Source organism: Acetobacter ascendens (assembly GCF_001766235.1).
Lineage (GTDB): Bacteria > Pseudomonadota > Alphaproteobacteria > Acetobacterales > Acetobacteraceae > Acetobacter > Acetobacter ascendens.
On sequence record NZ_CP015164.1, the window covers coordinates 1753068 to 1772142 of the forward strand.

A 19075-nucleotide genomic window follows, 5' to 3' on the forward strand; every position below is an offset into this window, starting at 1 on the left:
CTCCATAGTGCGGCTATGGCTGAAACATACACTTTTACCCCAGATGACTTTACGTATAAAACCGTGCATGACGTTGCAAAAATTGCGCCTGTTGTTATGGATGAAACCGGAAAACCCAAAACCGTTTTCCTGAAAATTCCTAAGGGCAATATCTTACCACCGCATGGTGTGGAAAAAGACTATCGTGTTTTCACGGTAATTTCAGGCCCAGTATTCTGGGGTGACGGTGATGTTGTAGACCCCGCAAAAGAAAAGCGCTTGCCTGCAGGTAGCGTCATTGTTGTCCCACCCATGAAGGGGCATCATTGGGTTGCCGCTCGTGAGGGGGATATTTTAATGCAAGGTGTTGTTGTTCCTGACAAAACATTCGTGCCTGTCATCGCAAACAAAATTGCGAATTAAACAAAAAACACCCGGCGCTTTTTTGTGCCGGGTGCCCTGACTGTAATTAAGTAATCCTATTAAGCTGTAAAAATTTTTCTTATTTTTTATATGCCATAAATTTTTGAAAAACTTCAGAAACGGTAGTCGAAATAATAACACCTATACATATTACGCTAATAGTTTTTATATCTGAATGAAATCCGCCCAAGCTCAGCAATAATGTTGTTGCTGCTGCGGGAGGATGATTTGCTTTACAAAGGCCCTGCCCCAAGACTGTCAGGGATATCGCCAGGACACTCGCAGCCATACGGTTCCAAGTAATGTGGTCAATACTCATAGCAGCGGGGGCTGCCAAAGCGTCAAATATCCACAAAGAGAACACCGCAGCAATGATCCCGATTGCATGCCCTGCCAGTGTGTTCCAAACTCTTGAAGCGTCCTGTTGTGGCGTAACAATATGAATAAAAATAGTTGGCCCCAAGCTAGGAAAAAGCAATGGGTAATGCGTAAAATATGCTAATGCCCCCATGACCCCTGTAGAGACCAGAACGGCAAATGTTTTAAAAATTATTTCCAAAACCATAAAAGCCCTCAGATTTTTTAGCCGCAAGATAGAAAGTATTGTTATACAGTCAGGAAGGTTTTTTCCCTGTGCAGTTTCCTCCATCCGGCCAACCGGTGCTGGATGCCTGCGCTGTTGTGCCAGAAAACACGTCAAACCCTTTAATTCGCGCTTTAGAGGCAAGCATGGCAATGTAGTTCTGCACGCCCTGCTTCCAACTACTATCTTCAAGGAAAATCCGAATACGCTGTTTTTCTTCTTTATTTAACGCTTCGACCTTTAGCTCAGCGGAAAACTTTTTTAAAAGCTGCACAATATGCACGCCATATCGTGTTTCTATCAGACCATCATAGAATTCACCTTCTTGGACAGTTTGAAGGGCTTTCCTGAACTCTGGCAAAAGATCTTGCTCTTGCATTATGCCTAAATCCCCCCCTCTACTGGAGGAAGGACATTCTGAATAACGTGCTGCTACTTGTTCAAAATCTATGGCGTTATTTTTCAGGTGGTTCAGAAACTCTTGCGCTCTTTTTTGCGCTGTTTCCACTGAACCCGGCATAGATTTGTCTGCATATACCAAAATATGCCGCACATGCATGGCGGGACCAGCCTGCATATGGGCAATATTGGACGCACTCCAGCGCTCAAGCTCATCATCCGTTGGTGTTGGCACCTCGACCTCCCGCTCTAGCAAAGCCTGAATGAGCGCTTCATCGGTCAAACTGTCTCCGCTCTTAGTGTCGAGCTTTTTCCGGGCTTCATCAAGCAGGAGTGTTTTTACCACCAGCGCTCTTGCGGCATCATTCCGTTGCGCCTGAAGAGACGCTGTTTTGTGGTGCGGCATTTCTGCCTGAACATCCTCCAATGAAATGGCGGTGTCATTTACAAAGATTGTGTGACCGGTTTGATTGGGAGAACTCATCATGTTCGGGGCTCACGTCTCATCATTAGCGACATGGTGGTTCTGGCGGACAATCTGCCACCCCGGCCGAAAAACGTACCAGATAGGAGCAGAGATAACATGCACCAACCGGGTAAACGGCGTTAGCAGAAACAACGTCATGCCGGTTACCAGATGTAGCTTGTAAACCCACGGGATAGTGGTGAGCAGATTTGGCAGGCCTGACCGGAATGTCAGAACACCCCGGCACCATTCCCCTAATATTTCCATTGTGTGCCCGTCTGAATGCATCATGGAGTGTGGCAACCCAAGAATTCCGAGCCAGAGTTGCGCATAGACAAACAGAAGAATGAATAGGTCAGTTGGGCGGCTGGTGGCCTTGACGCGCTTGTTAAAGACTCGGCGGTAAATAAGCCCTGCGCCACCAACAGCAGCGAACACTGCAAACACACTTCCGGCACCGACAGCCAGCAACTGGTGGGCGTGAGCACTCAGGCCCAGCATCTCAGTCAGTTGGGGCGGGGTCAGAAGCCCCGCAGCATGGCCCATCATCAACCCCAGCACACCAACGTGGAAGCTATTACTGGCCCACTTCAGGTACTGGCCCACTTCAGGGTTTTTCTTTCAAGGAACTCACTCGACTCAGCGCGCCATGAAAACTGGCTTCTATCGAACCGCGCCCAACACCCGATGACAAAGACCGACAAACATAGATACGGATAGATTTGGAACAGAAAGTACTCGACCCAGTTCATGCTCTTGCCTCCACATGATCCTTGCCTGAATAGCCAGTACACGCTGCGCTACATGCCGCAGGTGAGGAGGCATGATCGAACGTGACAGGTTTTTCTTCATACCGCATATCAAGGGTTGCGGGATCATCCATCACGGCTGTGTCTCTTAAATGCGCGTGCACAACTTCTTTGTCAGGAAGACGTGTGGATTCTTCCTGTAAAATTTGGAAAATACCAGAATATATAGACCGCCTTTCTTGAAGTCTTCTGTTCAGAACTGCAAGAATATCCACTATTTCTGTCAGAAGCTCCTGTGTTTTCTGAGGGTCACACACAGACGCATACTCTAGATAGGCGGGAAGAAAGTCTGGTAACTCGTTCCCCTGCAAATCCAGACCGGCAGAACGATATTCCTCTAACAGATCCACCATTGCCTGCCCGCGCATACGGGAATCCCCATGCACATGCTGGAAAAGGTAGAGCGATAAAGAGGGGGACATATCGAAAAGCTGCACATACTGGCTTTGCGCATCCAGAAGTGGTGTTTTTTCAAGAAAAATCCTGATTTCTTCGAAAGCTTTTTTCTGTTCTATAGAGAGATTGGAAAGCGAAATCAGCGTGCCTAATTCTACACTTTCCTGCTTTATAAGTTCATCAGGGTACCGAAGAAAAATAGCGCTTAACTGACAGAGGAATGACAGAGACTGAGACATTGTTATCCCCCTTTCACCGTATGACGACGAATTTCCGGTCTTACACCCTGCTGCCCCCATAGGCTGAAGCGGCTTTTCCCGGAGGTTGTGCTCTGGTTAAAATGAAAACCCGCGATGCCGCGCTGATGGTAAGGGTCTTCTGCATCTTCTTTATGCGCGGTTGGCACAACGAAGCGATCTTCATAATTCGCAATAGCCAGAAGACGGTACATGTCCTGAATTTGCTGCTCTGACAGCCCTGCCCCCTGCAAGAGAGAGGCGTCACGTACATTCTCAATCTGGAAACGGCGCATATAGGCCCGGAGCGCCAGCAGCCGGTTAAGAGCCGCTTTGACGGGCGCTTCATCCCCCGCAGTGAGCATATTAGCCAGATATTGGACCGGTATACGTAGGCTGTTGATATCTGGAATACCATTCAGGGTTTCCAGACTACCAGCAGAAGCTGCTTCCTGAATGGGCGACAAGGGCGGGATGTACCAAACCATAGGCAGGGTGCGGTATTCAGGATGGAGCGGAAAGGCGATTTTCCATTCCTTGATCATACGGTACACTGGCGAGCGTTGGGCCGCGTCAATCCATGCGTCAGGTATGCCGTCCCGACGTGCCTGCTCAACCACTGCCGGGTCGTGTGGGTCCAGAAAAAGGTCGAGCTGCTGCTCATACGCATCTTCAGGGTTTGTTGTAGCCGCAGCGGTTTCAATTTTGTCGGCATCATACAGCATGACGCCAAGATAGCGGATACGCCCCACACAGGTTTCAGAGCAGACGGTAGGCTGGCCACTTTCTATACGGGGGTAGCAGAACACACATTTTTCTGATTTTCCTGTGTGCCAATTGTAATAAATTTTCTTGTAAGGGCAACCGCTGACACACATGCGCCACCCACGACATTTTTCCTGATCAACCAGAACAATGCCGTCTTCTTCCCTTTTATAAATAGCACCTGATGGACATGATGCAACACAAGTCGGGTTAAGGCAGTGTTCACACAGTCGCGGGAGAAACATCAGAAAGCTATTTTCGAACTTTCCATATATTTCTTTTTCTACATCACGGAAATTATAGTCTTTGGAACGATGTTTAAATTCTGTGCCCAGAGACTCTTCCCAGTTCGGGCCTCGTTCAATTTTATCCATGACCTGCCCGGTAATACGGGAATACGGCCGGACAGACGTAACAACCTGCTCGCTTTTTTCGTTCTGCAATGCAGCGTAATCAAAATCAAATGGTTCATAATAATCGTCAAGTTGGGGCAGGTTTGGGTTTGCAAAAATTTTCGAAAGAATACGCCATTTTCCACCAATTTTAGGGCGGAGTGACTCTCCCTTTCCCAACTGCCAGCCGCCATGCCACAGTTCCTGATTTTCCCACTGCTGCGGAAAACCGACACCGGGTTTACTTTCGACATTGTTAAACCATGCGTATTCAACACCGTCACGGTTGGTCCAGACCTGTTTGCACGTCACACTGCATGTATGACACCCGATGCATTTATCGAGATTAAGAACCTTACCTATCTGCGCACGTATCTTCACGGTTACTTACCTATAATGCAGGGAGAAGCAGGAAAATTACTCAAAATCATCTTCATCCCTTCCCTTTTTCGGTGGTGTCAAACCAGTTCACATCGTTCATTTTACGTAAGAAAATAAATTCATCACGATTAGACCCAACCGGCCCGTAATAATTGAATGACCATGAAAGATGTGCATACCCACCCACCATATGGGTGGGTTTCATGACAACACGCGTCACTGAATTATGAATACCGGCACGCTTGCCAGTAATTTCACTACCCGGCACATTGGCGGTGCGCTCGGCCGCATGGTACATAAACGCTGCACCAGACGGAATACGCTGGCTGACAACAGCACGCGCCACCAATGTCCCGTTACAGTTAAAAGCTTCTACCCAGTCATTATCGACAATCTTGAGCCGTGTTGCGTCATCCTCACTAATCCAGACAACCGGGCCACCACGACCAAGTGTCAACATAATCAGGTTTTCAGCATAGGTGCTATGGATGCCCCACTTTTGATGAGGGGTCAGGAAATTCAGCGGGATAACCGGGTTTCCGTTATCATGCGCAGCCCCTAAGGCCTCTGGCGTTGAGTGTGTTTCAATAGGTGGCTTGTATGTGGCAAAGGTTTCCCCAAAGTCACGGAGCCAAGGGTGATCCTGATAAAACTGAAGCCGACCTGTTAATGTACGCCATGGTACATATTCGTGCACATTCAGCCAGTTAGCGGTGTAGGCTTCCTGCGTTGACGAGACACCGCTCCATACCGGCGAGTTTATGACCTGCCGAGGCTGTGTAATGATATCTGCAAATGTAATCCGGTCACCGTCTCTTCCGCCCAGACGGTGAGAAAGGTCACGCCCGGTTTTGTCTGAAAGAGACTTCCAGCTTCTGGCTGAAACTGCACCATTTGTTTCCGGTGCCAGCATAAGTACCGTCTCAACCGCATCGGTATCCTGAAAAAGAGAAGACCTCTCGGGATATTTCACTGAGACTGACGGATGTGTCTGCTTAAGTTCCTGTATCTCTGCTGTTGTATCCCACTGTAACCCGTGGTCTGCGTTCCCCTTCTTTTCCAAACCCGGACCTAACGTAATGTAGCGATCATAGACCTCATCATAACGTCTTGGCACAATAGCAATCTGGGGCATTGTCTTGCCCGGTACACCAGCTATCGGGTGCTCTGACCGCCAGATCTCGTCACCATAAGGCTGCGCCAGCTCGGCTGGTGTGTCTTTTTGCAAGGGTGACAGAACAACATCTGTTTCACTCTCCAACTGGCCTTTTGCCAACCGTTGGAACGTCTCAGCCAAACCACGGAAAATGCTCCAGTCCGTGCGGGCTTCCCATGCCGGGTCAACAGCAGCCTGCAGCGGATGAATAAACGTGTGCATGTCAGACGTATTCAGGTCTGATTTTTCATACCATGTTGCGGTTGGCAAAACGACATCGCTGAACATTGCTGTTGTGCTCATGCGGAAATCAATAGTTGTCAGAAGGTCCAGTTTTCCTTCTGGAGCCTTATCATGCCATTTTGCAAAATCCGGCCTCTGGTCACTATCCTCGTTCATGACATTGTTAGGCGCGCCCAACAGGTGCTTCATGAAATATTCATGTCCTTTGCCGCTGGCACCTAGCAAGTTTGACCGCCAGACAAACATGTTACGCGGCCAGTTCTCCGGTGCATCGGGGTCTTCACAAGCAAGCTTGATGGAACCGGATACAAGAGCGTCCTTCACATATGTTGCAGGATCCTGCCCACTTTGAGCGGCTTTTTGACCGAGCTGTAACGGATTGACCGCAAGCTGTGGCGCACTTGGCAGCCAGCCGCGTCGTTCAGCCTGAATGTTACAATCAAGCACGGTTTGAGGCCATTTTTCAGGCGAGGCCAGAGGTGAAAGCTGCTCCCTTGGTGTTAACTGCTCATAACGCCACTGGTCTGTATGTGCATAGAAGAAGCTTGTGCCGTTCATTCGGCGTGGCGGGCCGCCCCAATCCCCCGCAAACGCGACTGGCCCCCACCCTGCGGATGGGCGTAGCTTTTCCTGCCCCACATAGTGCGCCCAGCCGCCGCCGTTCTGCCCTATGCACCCACACAGCATGAGCATGTTCAGAATAGCACGGTACGTCATGTCCATATTGTACCAATGGTTGAGGCCTGCCCCCAGAATAACCATGGAGCGCCCCTGCGTAGCTTCCGCATTTCGGGCAAAGCCGCGTGCTACAGCAATACATCTTTCACGCGGCACACCGGTAATGGCCTCCTGCCAAGCGGGCGTACCGGGCACATTACTCTCATAATCCGGCCACGCGGTAGCGTCCGCAGAAAGCCCATAATGTGCGGTCATTAAATCAAAAACAGTGGCGCACTGGACATGCTCGCCTGTTTTCAGGGCTATGCTTCGTACCGGAACCTTACGGGCATGAACTGGCTCGGCCTCATTCAAACCAAAGCGCCCGTCTCCACCAAAATATGGAAACAGTACTGTGGCCATCTCTCCACTCTCACCCAGAGAAAGAGACGGTGTTAAGGGCGCACCTGTTACGGCATCAAATGGTTCAAGGTTCCATTTCCCCTCGTTTTCCCACCGAAAACCGGCAGACCCGCGCGGCATAGCAGGGCAGGCCTGTTCCCGGTCCCAAACCAGAGGCTTCCAGTCAGCTTCTGTGGTGTGGTACCGGTCATCCGCCAGATCAGCCGCGCGGAGCAGCCTGCCGGGTTTCTGACCTGCATCGCTGGGGTCCAGGATCACCAGAAATGGAAGGTCTGTGTACCGGGTTGCATAGTCCTGAAAATAAGGGACCTGACGTTCAAGATAGAACTCACGAAGAATGACATGCACCATGGCCAATGCCAGTGCAGAGTCCGTTCCTTGGCGAGGGTGCAGCCATAAATCTGCAAATTTAGCGACTTCAACATAGTCCGGAGCAATGACTACACTTTTTGCGCCCCGATACCGTGCTTCTGTATAAAAATGAGCATCGGGTGTGCGGGTCATGGACACATTGGAGCCCCAGACCAGCAGATAGCCCGAATTATACCAGTCAAGACTTTCTGGCACGTCTGTCTGGTCACCAAATGTCTGAGGGGACGCGGGAGGCAGGTCACAATACCAGTCATAAAAAGACAGGCATGTTCCGCCAAGAAGGCTTAAATAGCGTGTTCCGGCAGCGTAACTCAGCATAGACATGGCTGGAATGGGCGAAAAGCCCACAAGCCTGTCAGGCCCCCATGTTTTGATGGTATGGATATTTGCTGCGGCAATCAGTTCGTTTGCCTCATCCCAAGACACCCGAACAAAGCCCCCCAGCCCACGCTGTGCCTGATAACTCTGACGGGCGATCGGGTCGTTTTGGATGGCTGCCCAAGCTGAGACCGCATCCAGCGTCTTACGTTTTTCGCGCCACAACTCAACCAGCCGTTTGCGCACCAGCAGGTAGCGAATACGGTTACTGCTATACAGATACCATGAGTAGCTTGCGCCACGCGGGCAGCCACGTGGTTCGTGGTTGGGCATATCTGGTCGCGTGCGCGGGTAATCGGTCTGTTGTGTTTCCCACGTGACCAGACCACTTTTAACATAGATCTTCCAACTGCAACTGCCGGTGCAGTTCACGCCATGCGTTGACCGGACAATTTTCTCACTCTCCCACCGGGACCGGTAGGTATCCTCCCATGCCCGGCTTTCATCTGTATTGACGCCATGGCCACCCGCAAACTTACCTTGATATTTTTTGAAAAAGAGAAGTCTGTCGATGAGTTGGCTCATAGCAAGAGCAAACCTTAGGAGGATAGTTTGTTGTAATAGCGCGCATAACTACGCCTTCCCCTCTGTTGCAGCCATGATCCATATCAATCATGATCTCAGCAATTATTAATTAAATTACGGCGTGTCGTCAGTTAAGCCCTGAGAGTGGCACGTGAGGGTTGTACTTTGTGTCTGCGTGTGCTGACTGTTTTCCCGTTTTTTTGGGGAGACAGACAGATGCGGCGCTATAGTTTACGCGATGACCAGTGGGAGCGGATAAAGGATCTTCTTCCTGGTCGAGAAGGCTATGTCGGCGGCACTGCGGTGAACAACCGTCTGTTCGTGGAGGCGGTGCTGTATCGCTATCGCGCCGGTATTCCATGGCGCGACCTGGAGGGTTCTAAAAACCCCCTGGTTTTGAGGTCTTCTGTATGATTCTATTTCTTCTGCGTTGATTGAGGGAATGGCGATATGAAGCAGTCTGGTTTCTTTGATGTTGAAGAGCGTCTTGCCCGGCTGAGTGGGCTGGGCGATCAGCTCGAAGCGTTTTCCCGGACTGTGGATTTTGAAGCGTTCCGTCCTGATCTGGACAAGGCCCTGGCGTATTCCGATGGAAGCAAGGGCGGACGACCGCCATTTGATCCTGTGCTGATGTTCAAGATCCTGGTGATCCAGACGCTCAACAATTTGTCTGATGAGCGGACGGAATATCTGATCAACGATCGCCTCTCCTTTATGCGTTTCCTTGGGCTGGGACTTTCAGATCGGGTGCCGGATGCCAAAACGGTCTGGCTGTGTCAAAAGCGTCTGACCCAGGCGGGTGCGATCGATGGGCTGTTCAACCGCTTTGATGCGACCCTGCGTAACGCCGGGTATTTGCCGATGTCAGGCCAGATCCTGGATGCCACGCTGGTAGCGGCTCCGAAGCAGCGGAACACCAATGCAGAGAAAGCGGATCTGCGAGCAGGCCGTATTCCTGAAGACTGGCAGGACAAACCCGCAAAGCTGTCGCACAAGGATCGTCATGCGCGCTGGACACTGAAGTTCACGAAGGCGAAGCGGCAGGATGATGGAACCATGCCATCCAGCGATCTCGCCATCCCGTTCTTTGGCTATAAATCGCATGTTTCCATCGATCGGAAATACCGGTTCATCCGCAAATGGAAAACAACGCATGCCGCTGCCAGTGATGGCGCGCGATTGAGAGAGGGGCTTCTGGATAAAACCAATACGGCCTCAAGTGTCTGGGCCGACACGGCCTATCGCTCAAAAGCCAACGAAGACTTCATGGAAAAGCAGGGCTTTGTCTCCAAGGTTCATCGCAAAAAGCCGCATCTCAACCCTATGCCCCGGCATATCCAGAAATCAAATGCTGGAAAGTCGGTCATCCGCTCGCGTGTCGAGCATGTCTTTGCCGATCAGAAGTCACAGACGGGGCTGTTTGTCCGGACTGTCGGTATCAGTCGAGCCACCATGAGGATCGGGCTCGCCAATATCGTCTACAATATGCGCCGCCTCCTCTTCCTCGAAAGATTGAACGCGAGCGCATAGCCATCCAGCGAGAGACAACTCCCAATCTGCTCAAAACGCAGACTGGACGCCATCGCAAAAACCGTCAATCAAATCGCCAAAACCCAGAAATTACCGGCCAAGCACATCAATCAAGGGTTCTTCGATCCCTCCACCTTCCTGCCCGTTTCGGTGACTGGAAAAACGTGCACCGGCGTCTGCGCCGCTGGTGTGAAAGCGGCGTCATCGAACGGATATTTCGTTATCTGGCCGCTGATTACGACAACGAATACATGATGATCGACAGCACAATTGTCCGAGCGCATCAGCATAGTGCCGGAGCTCTCAAAAAAGGGGCACGGATCAGGCCATCGGACGATCACGAGGCGGGCTAACTACAAAGATCCATGCCATCTGCGACGCTCTGGGCAATCCAGTGGAACTCGGCATCACACCGGGACAGGATGCCGATATCACCCAGGCAGAACCACTTCTGGAAAACATCGAACCGGATGCTTTCCTTGCTGACAAGGCGTATGACGCGGACAGGTTGATCGATCGGCTGATACAGCGCGGGATTACCCCGGTCATCCCGCCAAAACGCAACAGAACGACACGACGGAAAACCGATTTTTCTCTCTACCGCGAACGGAACCTTGTTGAGAGGTTCTTCAATAAACTCAAGCAGTTTCGCGCTATCGCAACCCGCTACGATAAACTGAAATCGACCTTCCTCGCAGCCGTGCAGTTCGCCTCAATCATCATCCTGCTTAACTGACGACACGCCGTAGGAAGCGTAACATTTAACTGGAAGGTTGCCTTAAAGGCAGGCTCATCCCAGCCGGGGAACATGCGGCGGGCATCGGCCACCTCAAACTGCGTGACCAGCATCCGCTTTGTCTCGCCGGTAGGGGCCGTGTAGTCATCCACATAAATGCCGTTCGGCGTCTTCAGGATCGGCCCGGAATAGGTGATGACCAGCGTATGCGCGCCCTTGCTGACCTTTGCCGGGAAATGCAGCGTTGCGGTCTCAGCGGCATCGTCCTGCGTGATCCCGGCTTTCACGCCGTTATCCAGAACAGCCTCAGCCAGATGCAGGCCTGCCTGATTGAGAGTCACATCCGTGGTGGAGGTGCGCACGTCAACCTGAATGGTTTCCTGCCCAGTGAGTTTAAGGTTGTCTATATCTGTTGAAATATTGATACCGTACGAGACAGGCACAACAGTTTTTGGCAACTGTCCCGCGGCGCGCTGAAAGGAGAACACCTGTTCCGCACAGACCGGGTCGACCAGCGGCAGCCCTGCCAGCAGGGTTGTCAAAGTCAGAAGCCGACGCATTCCATAATTCTCCTAAAAATCCGTTTAACTTATCGAAATCATTTTGACTCCGGATTATTCCGATCCTACTATCTTAACATAATCACCATTCCGTCAACGGCGGCGGGGTGGCACGGCGCCTTATCCAAGGCTGAGACGGCACACAGGGCGAATCAACGGCGGTTCGCTGGCTCATAGGAGCGATGGTTTTCCGCGCAGAACGGGCGGGCCATCTGGAAGACGTTCTGTGGATAAAGGGTTTCTCAAAGCCGGCCATACCCCGACGCTCATCGCCGCTTTCCTGTATTTTGATGTCTCCTTCATGGTCTGGGTTCTGCTCGGGCCGCTGGGCATTTCCATCGCGCATGATCTGCACCTCAATGCAGGCCAGAAGGGTCTGCTTGTCGCCACCCCGGTTCTGGCTGGGGCAGGCCTGCGGGTGCTGGCAGGCGCACTGGTTGATCTCTTCGGCCCACGCCGCGTGGCCATTGGCGCGCAGATCAGCGTTATTCTCGGCCTGTGGCTGACATGGTTTCTGGCCCCGCACACCTATGCCAGCATGTTCTGGGTGGCACTGGTGCTGGGGATTGCCGGCGCGTCCTTCGCCATTGCGCTGCCACTGGCCTCCGTCTGGTATCCGCCGCGCTATCAGGGCACCGCGCTGGGCATTGCAGGGGCCGGGAATTCCGGTACCGCCCTTGCCTCCCTGTTCGCCCCCGGTCTGGCCGCCATGCTAGGCTGGCTGAATGTGCTGGGGCTGGCCACCATTCCGCTGGTGATCGTGCTGATTGCCTTCCTGTTTTTGGCGCGGGAGCCTGCTGCGCGCCCCACCATGTCCAGTCTTGCCGCGTGGGGGCCTATCCTGAAATCCGGCGGCTGCTGGGCGCTGATGTTCTTCTACAGCGTCACCTTCGGCGGTTTTGTCGGTCTGGCGGCTTTCCTGACCATTTACTTTAATGACCAGTATCACCTGCCCCCCGCCATTGCCGGAGCCTGCACGGCTTTTGTGGTGTTTGCCGGGTCCTTCATCCGCCCGGTTGGCGGGGCCATGGCCGACCGCGTAGGCGGCACAAAGGCGCTGATGCTGCTCTACGGGTTCTCCGGGGTCATCTTCCTGCTGATCGCAACCGGCCTGCCGTCTGTCTATCTGGCGTTCGGCGCCTTCTTTCTGGGCATGCTCACACTGGGGCTTGGCAACGGGGCCGTGTTCCAGCTGGTCCCCATCCGCTTTCCGCAGCAGGTGGGCATTCTGACCGGGCTTGTGGGCATGGCTGGGGGTGTCGGCGGGTTTTACCTTGCCTCCTCCCTCGGGGCTGCCCGCCAGATGACGGGCTCTTACGGACCCGGCTTTTTAACCTTCGCACTTGTCTGTCTCGTTGCTTGCGGGTGCGTCACGGCGTGTCATCGCCGCTGGACGGAGAACGCTCAATGAGACGTGTTATGCGCTGCTTTCAAAACTGGAAATCAGGCAGCCTTGTTCTGAGCGTCGCCCTCACTGGCACAGCGTGGGCAGATGAGCAGACGCAGCCCAAAGCGCAAAAGCCCGTGCCGCCAGCAGCAGCCACTCCGCTGGCCCCCGTGGTGCCGGTGCCTGTTCTGGCCATCCCGGATAAAAAGGCGATGCTCAAAGGCTCTCTCTACCATCCGGACTGGCAGGTTTTTAATGCCGGGAACAATGCAGCCTCCGGCTTTGGCGTGGTGAATGGTTATGGCCAGGCCCGATGGACTGAAGACTGGAGTGATCTGGCCCGCACACCGTCCAACATTCGGAAAAATGACTGGTTTAACCGCCTGAAATATGTGCGGCTGAATGACAGCGGCAGCATCTGGATGAGCTTTAGCGGCGAGGAACGCCTGCGCTATATTTTTGAAAACCAGCCCATGCAGGGGCAGGCTGGCAAAACCGATGCCAGCCGTGTCCTGTTGCGCAACCAGTATGGAGCGGACCTGCATCTGGGTGAACATGTGCGCGCCTATGCGGAATTTCTGTATGGCGTAGCAGGCGGGTCCAATACTTACGGCTACCAGACCGGCACCCAGCGTGAAAGTCTGGACCTCCAGCAAGGGCTTCTGGAAGTCAAAGGGCGACTGCTCGGCGCACAGATGGGTGTGATTGGTGGCCGACAGGTCTTTCTGGATGCGCCGGTTTCCATGCAATCCCCGCGCGATCTGACCAACGTGCAGCAAACATGGGACGGCTTCCGTGGCTATGCTGTCTGGAACCAGTTCAGGCTTGACCTGTTCGACTTCATGCAGACCAACAAGCTGCCGCAAAAGGTTTTTGCAGACGGCACCAATTACAATGCCCGCCTGTATGGGGCGTACAGCTCCACGGCTCTGCCCTCCTTCAAATTCATGGGGCAGAAAAGCCAGATGTTCGCGGATCTGTTTTTCCTCGGCTATCTGTATGGCGGGGCAGCAGCCTCCATCCCCACAGCAACGACTGGCGGCACCCAGAAAGGTTCCACCCGGCGGGACAATGTGGGCATGCGGCTTTGGGGCAATGTCGGGCCTTTCAGCACCAGTCTGACCGGTATTTTTCAGGGCGGTGAATTCCGCCCGGCCAAAACTACCCAGAGCACCCGCTCTGTGCGCGCTTATGCCGTGAATGGCAGCATCACGTACACACGCTCGGACTGGGCCGGCAAGCCGGGCTTTGGTGTGCAGGGGGATCTGTTCTCCGGCGGGTCTGACCGCAGTCAGGGGGGTGCCGTCGGCACGTTTGCCACGCCGTTTGTGCCGCTGCCCTATTACAATGACCTCTCGCTCTCTCTGACCTCACAAAACCTGATTGGTGTTGGCCCCATCGCCAACTTTACCATGCTCCCTACCCTGCATCTCAAGCTGCATGTGCCCGTCTTCTGGCGTGCCAGCACGCAGGACGCCATTTATGGCGGGAACGGCAAAATCTATAGCTGGCGCAATAATCTGCATGGCGGCTTTACGGGTGTGATGCCCTACACCCAGCTGTCCTGGAATTTTGCACCGCACTGGGCGTGGACGCACGATATTGAAGGCATCCTGCTCTCCCGCGGGATGCGGGATGTCGGGGCCAAAGAGGGCACGCTTTACATGCAGACGCTCGACGCGGATTTCTCACACTTGAGGCAATTTCGGGTCATTTTGTAGAATTCAGTCATCCCACAGGAGCCCGATCTGGAATATTGACGATATTCTGCTTCTGGCGGCGGGTTCTGAACGCAGTGAGGGTGTCACGGCCTGAGAAGGCAGTGTTGGTGGAAGCTATGTGGTCTGTGCACTGTCTGTTTCTTCAGATGGCCTGCCGGAGCCTTCGCAATCGTGCATGAGCGAGGGCGAATTCATGCTGACAGGGGAACATGTCCGGCATGGACAGGACAATCCGACGGACGCTGAGCGTTACACGTGTCGCGATTTTGAGCAGTCGTGCGCGTATGGTGCCACAGGTCGCCGTCTCCAGGCTGGTCTGGCCAAGGGCCAGTCTTTGCAGAGCGGTCAGCAGGACATAGGCTGCGGCCGAGAACCACAGCCGGAGCTGGTTGGCCCGGATGGTGTGGGACGAGGTCCTGTCTGAGAACAGATCCATCTGGCATTCCTTGATGCGGTTTTCCATATCCCCGCGTGCGCAGTAAATCTGTTTGTAGAGATGGCGGGGGTCGGACATTCCCTGCGGTAGCGTGGTGACAATAAAGCGATGATAGCGGTTGCCGTGGCGCCATTCGGCCTTGGCCACGACCCGCCTGCGGCGCGTCCAGCTGTCCTTTGTGATCCAGTCAAAGGAGGCGAAACCGCGCGCAGCTCTGCCTGTCGTGGCGGCTTCGTCACGAACCTCAGCGGACAAAGAGGCAATCCGGTCATACAGGCGGGTGTTGCCTGCAAGCCCGAACAGGAAGTCAACGTGGTTGTCTTCGCACCATGTCATCAGACTGTCCCGGGCGAAACCGCTGTCCCCACGCACCAGGATACGCACCCGGGGCCAGCGGCTCCTGATCTGCTCCACGATCCGGCGGATGTCTGCCAGTGCTTCCTTCCTCGGGTCCCTGTCTGCCGTGCGCAGGGTAGCGCTGAGGAGATGGTCCCCGCAGAAGACATACAGGGGAAGATAGCAGTTATGGCCGTAATATCCATGAAAGGCGCGGCCTTCCTGATGGCCATGGATACGGTCATCGGTGGCATCCACATCCAGAACGATCCGGGCGGGTGCGCGCTCATGCTGGTCCATGAAAAGCGTCACGAACAGGGTAGCCAGGGCCTCATGATCAGCAATGATGCGGCAGTAACGATCTGCCTGCTGCCCACTGCGCTCTAGCCGGTTCAGCGTGGATTTTCCTGCCAGTGCCACACAGTTGGCCCGGCTTCCTGACAGACGTCCCGATACCAGACCCATGACAGGATCATGACGTAAAGCGTCATGGTCATTAAGGTCTTCATAGCCCAGTGCCAGGCCCATGATCCGCTGACGGACAAGGTCTTCAACCCGGTATTCCACAAAGGCAGGATGCCGCTCATCGCGAAAACATGCAGCAAAACGGCGACTGAACCCCAGACTATCATCGACCTGCTTTACCAGGATGACACCGCCATCCGAACTCATGCGACCCCCGTCAAAACGGGCTACAACACGCCGTCCACAGGAGGCTGGAAATTCATACGCGCCTGCGCTACACTCTGTCTGCATCGGGTTTTCTTATAGCTTACGAAAATTTCTTTTGTGCAAAACAGACTTTTTCATAATCTAACCCGATGCACAACCCTTCTGTGAGATTTCCGCGTCGAATTCAAGTTTTAAAGGCAGGGGAGAAAACCCATGACCACCAAAGACAACATCATTATTGTCGGCAACGGCATGGTTGGCCATTACTGTGCGGAACAGCTCGTCATGCACGGCCTGCACGAAACCCACCAGATTCACGTCTTTGGTGAAGAGCAGCACCACGCTTATGACCGTGTGCATCTGACCGATTACATGACCGGGCAGGATGCGCTGGCCCTGCGGCTGCATCAGGAAGATTTCCATACCGCACACGGCATTACGCTGCACCTGAACAGCCGTATTACTGATATTGACCGTGCGGCAAAAACCGTCACGACAGAAAACGGGAGCCTGACTTACACCACACTCATTCTCGCAACTGGCTCCACGCCGTTTGTGCCACCTGTTCCGGGCAACACCGGCACCGCCGGGCTGGTCTATCGCACACTGGAAGATCTGGACCTGATCCGCGCTGCTGCCGAAGGGGCACAGCATGGCACAGTAATTGGCGGCGGCCTGCTAGGGCTGGAAGCGGCCAACGCGCTCAAGGTGCTGGGGCTGGATGTGAGTGTGATCCAGCTTGGCACGCATCTGATGTCCGCGCAGCTGGATGAAGAGGGCGGACGCGCCCTGAAAAAGCGGATTGAGGCGCTCGGTATTGATGTCCGCGTCCTGCACCAGACACAGGAAATCGTGCCCGGCACCACGCACCGCCATAAGCTGATTTTTGCTGATGGGTCCGCCTTAGAAACCGACATGGTTGTCTTTTCCGCAGGGATCAAACCGCAAGATCTTCTGGGTCGCGCCTGTGGGCTGGAAATCGGCCCGCGTGGCGGCATTGTAGTGGATAACCAGTGTCGCACGTCCGACCCGGATATTTTTGCCGTTGGCGAATGCGCCTTGTGGGAAGGCCAGATTTTCGGCCTTGTCGCCCCCGGTTATACCATGGCCCGTACCGTGGCCGCGCTGCTGGCCGGGGATGCAGAAGCCGCCTTTACCGGCGCGGACATGTCCACAAAACTGAAGCTGCAAGGCGTGGATGTCGGCTCGATTGGCGACGCCCACGGGCGGGAACCGGGCTGCACCAGCTATCGCTTTATTGGTGAGGCAGACGGCTCCTACCGTCGCCTTGTGCTTTCAGCGGATGGTAGCCGCGTGACCGGCGCTGTGCTGGTCGGCGATAATTCCTACTACGACACCATTTTTCAGTATGTGCAGAACGAGATTGCACCCCCGGCTGACCCGGCAGTGCTAATCCTGCCACGTGGGGAAGGTGCGGAACTGCTTGGCGCAGACGCCCTGCCGGATACCGCGACCATCTGCTCCTGCCATAACGTAACCAAAGGGGCGATCAGCACCGCAATTGAGCAGGGCTGCACGGACCTCGCCACCCTCAAGAAAGATACAAAAGCCAGCACCGGCTGCGGCGGATGTTCCGCGCTGTTGAAAAGCGTTTTTGAAACAGAACTCACGGCACGCGGCATTACGGTTGACCATAGTCTGTGCGAACATTTCTCCTACACCCGGCAGGAACTCTATTCCCTCGTCCGCGTGCATAATATCCGCAGTTTTGAAGACCTGATGGCCCAGTACGGCAATGGCGGTCTGGGCTGCGATATCTGTAAACCGGCAGTCGGCTCCATTCTGGCCTCTGCCTGGAACAAGCCCATTACGGACCCGCTCTATATCCCGCTGCAGGATACGAACGATACGTTCATGGGCAACATGCAGAAGAACGGTACCTATTCCGTTGTCCCGCGCATTGCCGGGGGTGAAATTACGCCAGACAAGCTGATTGTTCTGGGGCAGGTTGCCAAAAAATATAACCTCTACACCAAGATTACCGGCGGCCAGCGCGTAGACCTGTTTGGCGCACAGCTGCACCAGCTGCCTGATATCTGGCGGGAACTGCTGGATGCTGGTTTTGAAACGGGGCATGCCTACGGTAAATCCACCCGCACGGTAAAATCCTGCGTCGGCAGCACATGGTGCCGTTATGGCGTGCAGGATAGTGTGGGCAAGGCGCTGGATCTGGAAAACCGCTATAAAGGCCTTCGGTCTCCGCACAAGCTGAAATTTGCAGTCTCTGGCTGCACGCGGGAATGTGCGGAAGCCCAGAGCAAGGACGTTGGTGTGATTGCCACGGAAAATGGCTGGAACCTGTATGTGTGCGGCAATGGCGGCATGCGCCCGCGTCATGCGGAACTGTTTGCAACGGACCTCGATGCGGAAACACTGGTCAAATATATTGACCGTTTCCTGATGTTTTATATCCGCACCGCAGATAAACTCCAGCGCACCTCCGTCTGGCGTGAAAATCTGGAAGGCGGGCTTGAGTATCTGCAAGATGTGATCATCCACGACAGTCTCGGCATCTGTGACGAACTGGAACAGCAGATGCAGCTTGTTGTAGATACCTATCAGTGCGAATGGAAAAACGCTCTGACGGATGAAGAAAAGCTCAAACGCTTCCGCACCTTTGTGAATGATGCGCGCCCAGACCCGAATATTCGCACCGTGCCGGAGCGCGATCAGGTCAAACCTGCGGATAATCAACCGGAGCTGCCGATCTCCGCAGGCCCGGCAGACTGGACTGACCTGTGCGCGCAGAGTGACCTTGTGCCTCGCTCCGGCGTGGTCGCGCTTTATAACACCACGCAGATTGCCCTATTCTATCTGCCCGACACGCAGGGTGAAGACCGGGTTTTTGCCGTGGATAATCATGACCCCTTCTCCCACGCCAATGTGCTGGGGCGTGGTTTGATGGGGGATATCCACGGGCAGCCGGTTGTAGCCTCCCCACTTTACAAGCAGCACTTCAATCTGGAGGACGGCACCTGTCTGGAAGATGCATCCAAATCCATCCACGCCTGGGATGCCCGGCTGCATAAGGGCCGTGTAGAAATCCGCGCCCGTAAAGTGACCGCCCCGGCGGAAGCCGCCATGGCGTAACCC

The 19075-nt window shown here is 54.1% G+C and carries 14 protein-coding genes and 2 pseudogenes; 7 read left to right on the plus strand and 9 right to left on the minus strand.

All coding sequences use genetic code 11. The annotated features are described in order from the left end of the window. Positions 1 to 15 precede the first annotated feature (15 nt). Entirely contained in the window at positions 16 to 402 is a 387-nt protein-coding gene (locus A4S02_RS08410) for a cupin domain-containing protein (protein ID WP_157885533.1), read from the plus strand. 79 nt (positions 403 to 481) lie between these two features. Here A4S02_RS08410 and A4S02_RS08415 read toward each other — a convergent pair whose 3' ends face one another. Genes A4S02_RS08415 through A4S02_RS08440 form a run of 7 tightly spaced genes read right to left on the minus strand, consistent with a single transcriptional unit; the run spans position 482 to position 8583 of the window. Further along, entirely contained in the window at positions 482 to 1051 is a 570-nt protein-coding gene (locus tag A4S02_RS08415) for an HPP family protein (RefSeq protein ID WP_082246794.1), read from the minus strand. Beyond that, on the minus strand, positions 1017 to 1871 hold the full coding sequence (locus A4S02_RS08420; RefSeq protein WP_070323498.1) for a peptidylprolyl isomerase: 855 nt from the start codon (positions 1869 to 1871) through the stop codon (positions 1017 to 1019). Before A4S02_RS08420 ends, A4S02_RS08415 begins: the two co-directional genes overlap by 35 nt. Positions 1872 to 1880: 9 nt before the next feature. Next, positions 1881 to 2456: a respiratory nitrate reductase subunit gamma gene (narI, locus tag A4S02_RS08425; protein WP_265733680.1), complete on the minus strand. Its 576-nt coding sequence runs from the start codon at positions 2454 to 2456 to the stop codon at positions 1881 to 1883. Then, positions 2441 to 2602: a respiratory nitrate reductase subunit gamma gene (locus tag A4S02_RS16405; protein ID WP_082246795.1), complete on the minus strand. Its 162-nt coding sequence runs from the start codon at positions 2600 to 2602 to the stop codon at positions 2441 to 2443. The genes narI and A4S02_RS16405 overlap by 16 nt, the downstream gene beginning before the upstream one ends. After that, a complete protein-coding gene (gene narJ / locus A4S02_RS08430; RefSeq protein WP_228142326.1) occupies positions 2599 to 3354 on the minus strand; it encodes a nitrate reductase molybdenum cofactor assembly chaperone in 756 nt (251 codons plus the stop codon). The genes A4S02_RS16405 and narJ overlap by 4 nt, the downstream gene beginning before the upstream one ends. After that, entirely contained in the window at positions 3297 to 4829 is a 1533-nt protein-coding gene (gene narH, locus A4S02_RS08435) for a nitrate reductase subunit beta (protein WP_035366585.1), read from the minus strand. Before narH ends, narJ begins: the two co-directional genes overlap by 58 nt. A 52-nt stretch (positions 4830 to 4881) precedes the next feature. Next, positions 4882 to 8583, minus strand: coding sequence for a nitrate reductase subunit alpha (locus A4S02_RS08440; protein ID WP_070323499.1), 3702 nt, complete (start codon positions 8581 to 8583; stop codon positions 4882 to 4884). Positions 8584 to 8799: 216 nt separating this feature from the next. Here A4S02_RS08440 and A4S02_RS08445 point away from each other — a divergent pair. The 3 genes and pseudogenes from A4S02_RS08445 to A4S02_RS15120 all read left to right on the plus strand — a co-directional run. After that, positions 8800 to 8955: pseudogene (locus tag A4S02_RS08445) on the plus strand (transposase); the annotation flags it as partial. 78 nt (positions 8956 to 9033) lie between these two features. Beyond that, positions 9034 to 10113, plus strand: a complete 1080-nt coding sequence (locus A4S02_RS08450) for an IS5 family transposase (protein ID WP_070323500.1) — start codon at positions 9034 to 9036, stop codon at positions 10111 to 10113. Positions 10114 to 10247: 134 nt separating this feature from the next. Beyond that, a pseudogene (locus A4S02_RS15120) lies at positions 10248 to 10849 on the plus strand (IS5 family transposase); the annotation flags it as partial. On the opposite strand, the gene A4S02_RS08455 reads toward A4S02_RS15120, so the two are convergent. Then, a complete protein-coding gene (locus A4S02_RS08455; protein ID WP_070323501.1) occupies positions 10780 to 11409 on the minus strand; it encodes a gluzincin family metallopeptidase in 630 nt (209 codons plus the stop codon). The pseudogene A4S02_RS15120 and the gene A4S02_RS08455 overlap by 70 nt on opposite strands. A gap of 226 nt (positions 11410 to 11635) precedes the next feature. Here A4S02_RS08455 and A4S02_RS08460 point away from each other — a divergent pair, with 226 nt between their 5' ends. Both A4S02_RS08460 and A4S02_RS08465 read left to right on the plus strand, forming a co-directional pair. Next, a complete protein-coding gene (locus tag A4S02_RS08460; RefSeq protein ID WP_070323502.1) occupies positions 11636 to 12820 on the plus strand; it encodes a nitrate/nitrite transporter in 1185 nt (394 codons plus the stop codon). A gap of 8 nt (positions 12821 to 12828) precedes the next feature. Then, positions 12829 to 14517: an alginate export family protein gene (locus A4S02_RS08465; RefSeq protein WP_082246869.1), complete on the plus strand. Its 1689-nt coding sequence runs from the start codon at positions 12829 to 12831 to the stop codon at positions 14515 to 14517. A 142-nt stretch (positions 14518 to 14659) separates the two neighbouring features. On the opposite strand, the gene A4S02_RS08470 is transcribed toward A4S02_RS08465, so the two are convergent. Continuing rightward, complete coding sequence (locus A4S02_RS08470) at positions 14660 to 16045, minus strand: IS1380 family transposase (protein ID WP_070323504.1); 1386 nt, start codon at positions 16043 to 16045, stop codon at positions 14660 to 14662. A 129-nt stretch (positions 16046 to 16174) separates the two neighbouring features. Here A4S02_RS08470 and nirB point away from each other — a divergent pair, with 129 nt between their 5' ends. Next, positions 16175 to 19072: a nitrite reductase large subunit NirB gene (nirB, locus tag A4S02_RS08475; protein WP_070323505.1), complete on the plus strand. Its 2898-nt coding sequence runs from the start codon at positions 16175 to 16177 to the stop codon at positions 19070 to 19072. The last annotated feature ends 3 nt before the right edge of the window (positions 19073 to 19075 follow it).

Coding starts and splice junctions, on each gene's coding strand:
- A4S02_RS08410 (WP_157885533.1), top strand. CDS start 16: ATGGCTGAAACATACACTTTTACCCCAGATGACTTTACGTATAAAACC.
- A4S02_RS08415 (WP_082246794.1), bottom strand. CDS start 1,051: ATGGAGGAAACTGCACAGGGAAAAAACCTTCCTGACTGTATAACAATA.
- A4S02_RS08420 (WP_070323498.1), bottom strand. CDS start 1,871: ATGATGAGTTCTCCCAATCAAACCGGTCACACAATCTTTGTAAATGAC.
- A4S02_RS16405 (WP_082246795.1), bottom strand. CDS start 2,602: ATGAACTGGGTCGAGTACTTTCTGTTCCAAATCTATCCGTATCTATGT.
- narJ (WP_228142326.1), bottom strand. CDS start 3,354: ATGGGGGCAGCAGGGTGTAAGACCGGAAATTCGTCGTCATACGGTGAA.
- A4S02_RS08440 (WP_070323499.1), bottom strand. CDS start 8,583: ATGAGCCAACTCATCGACAGACTTCTCTTTTTCAAAAAATATCAAGGT.
- A4S02_RS08450 (WP_070323500.1), top strand. CDS start 9,034: ATGAAGCAGTCTGGTTTCTTTGATGTTGAAGAGCGTCTTGCCCGGCTG.
- A4S02_RS08455 (WP_070323501.1), bottom strand. CDS start 11,409: ATGCGTCGGCTTCTGACTTTGACAACCCTGCTGGCAGGGCTGCCGCTG.
- A4S02_RS08465 (WP_082246869.1), top strand. CDS start 12,829: ATGCGCTGCTTTCAAAACTGGAAATCAGGCAGCCTTGTTCTGAGCGTC.
- A4S02_RS08470 (WP_070323504.1), bottom strand. CDS start 16,045: ATGCAGACAGAGTGTAGCGCAGGCGCGTATGAATTTCCAGCCTCCTGT.
- nirB (WP_070323505.1), top strand. CDS start 16,175: ATGACCACCAAAGACAACATCATTATTGTCGGCAACGGCATGGTTGGC.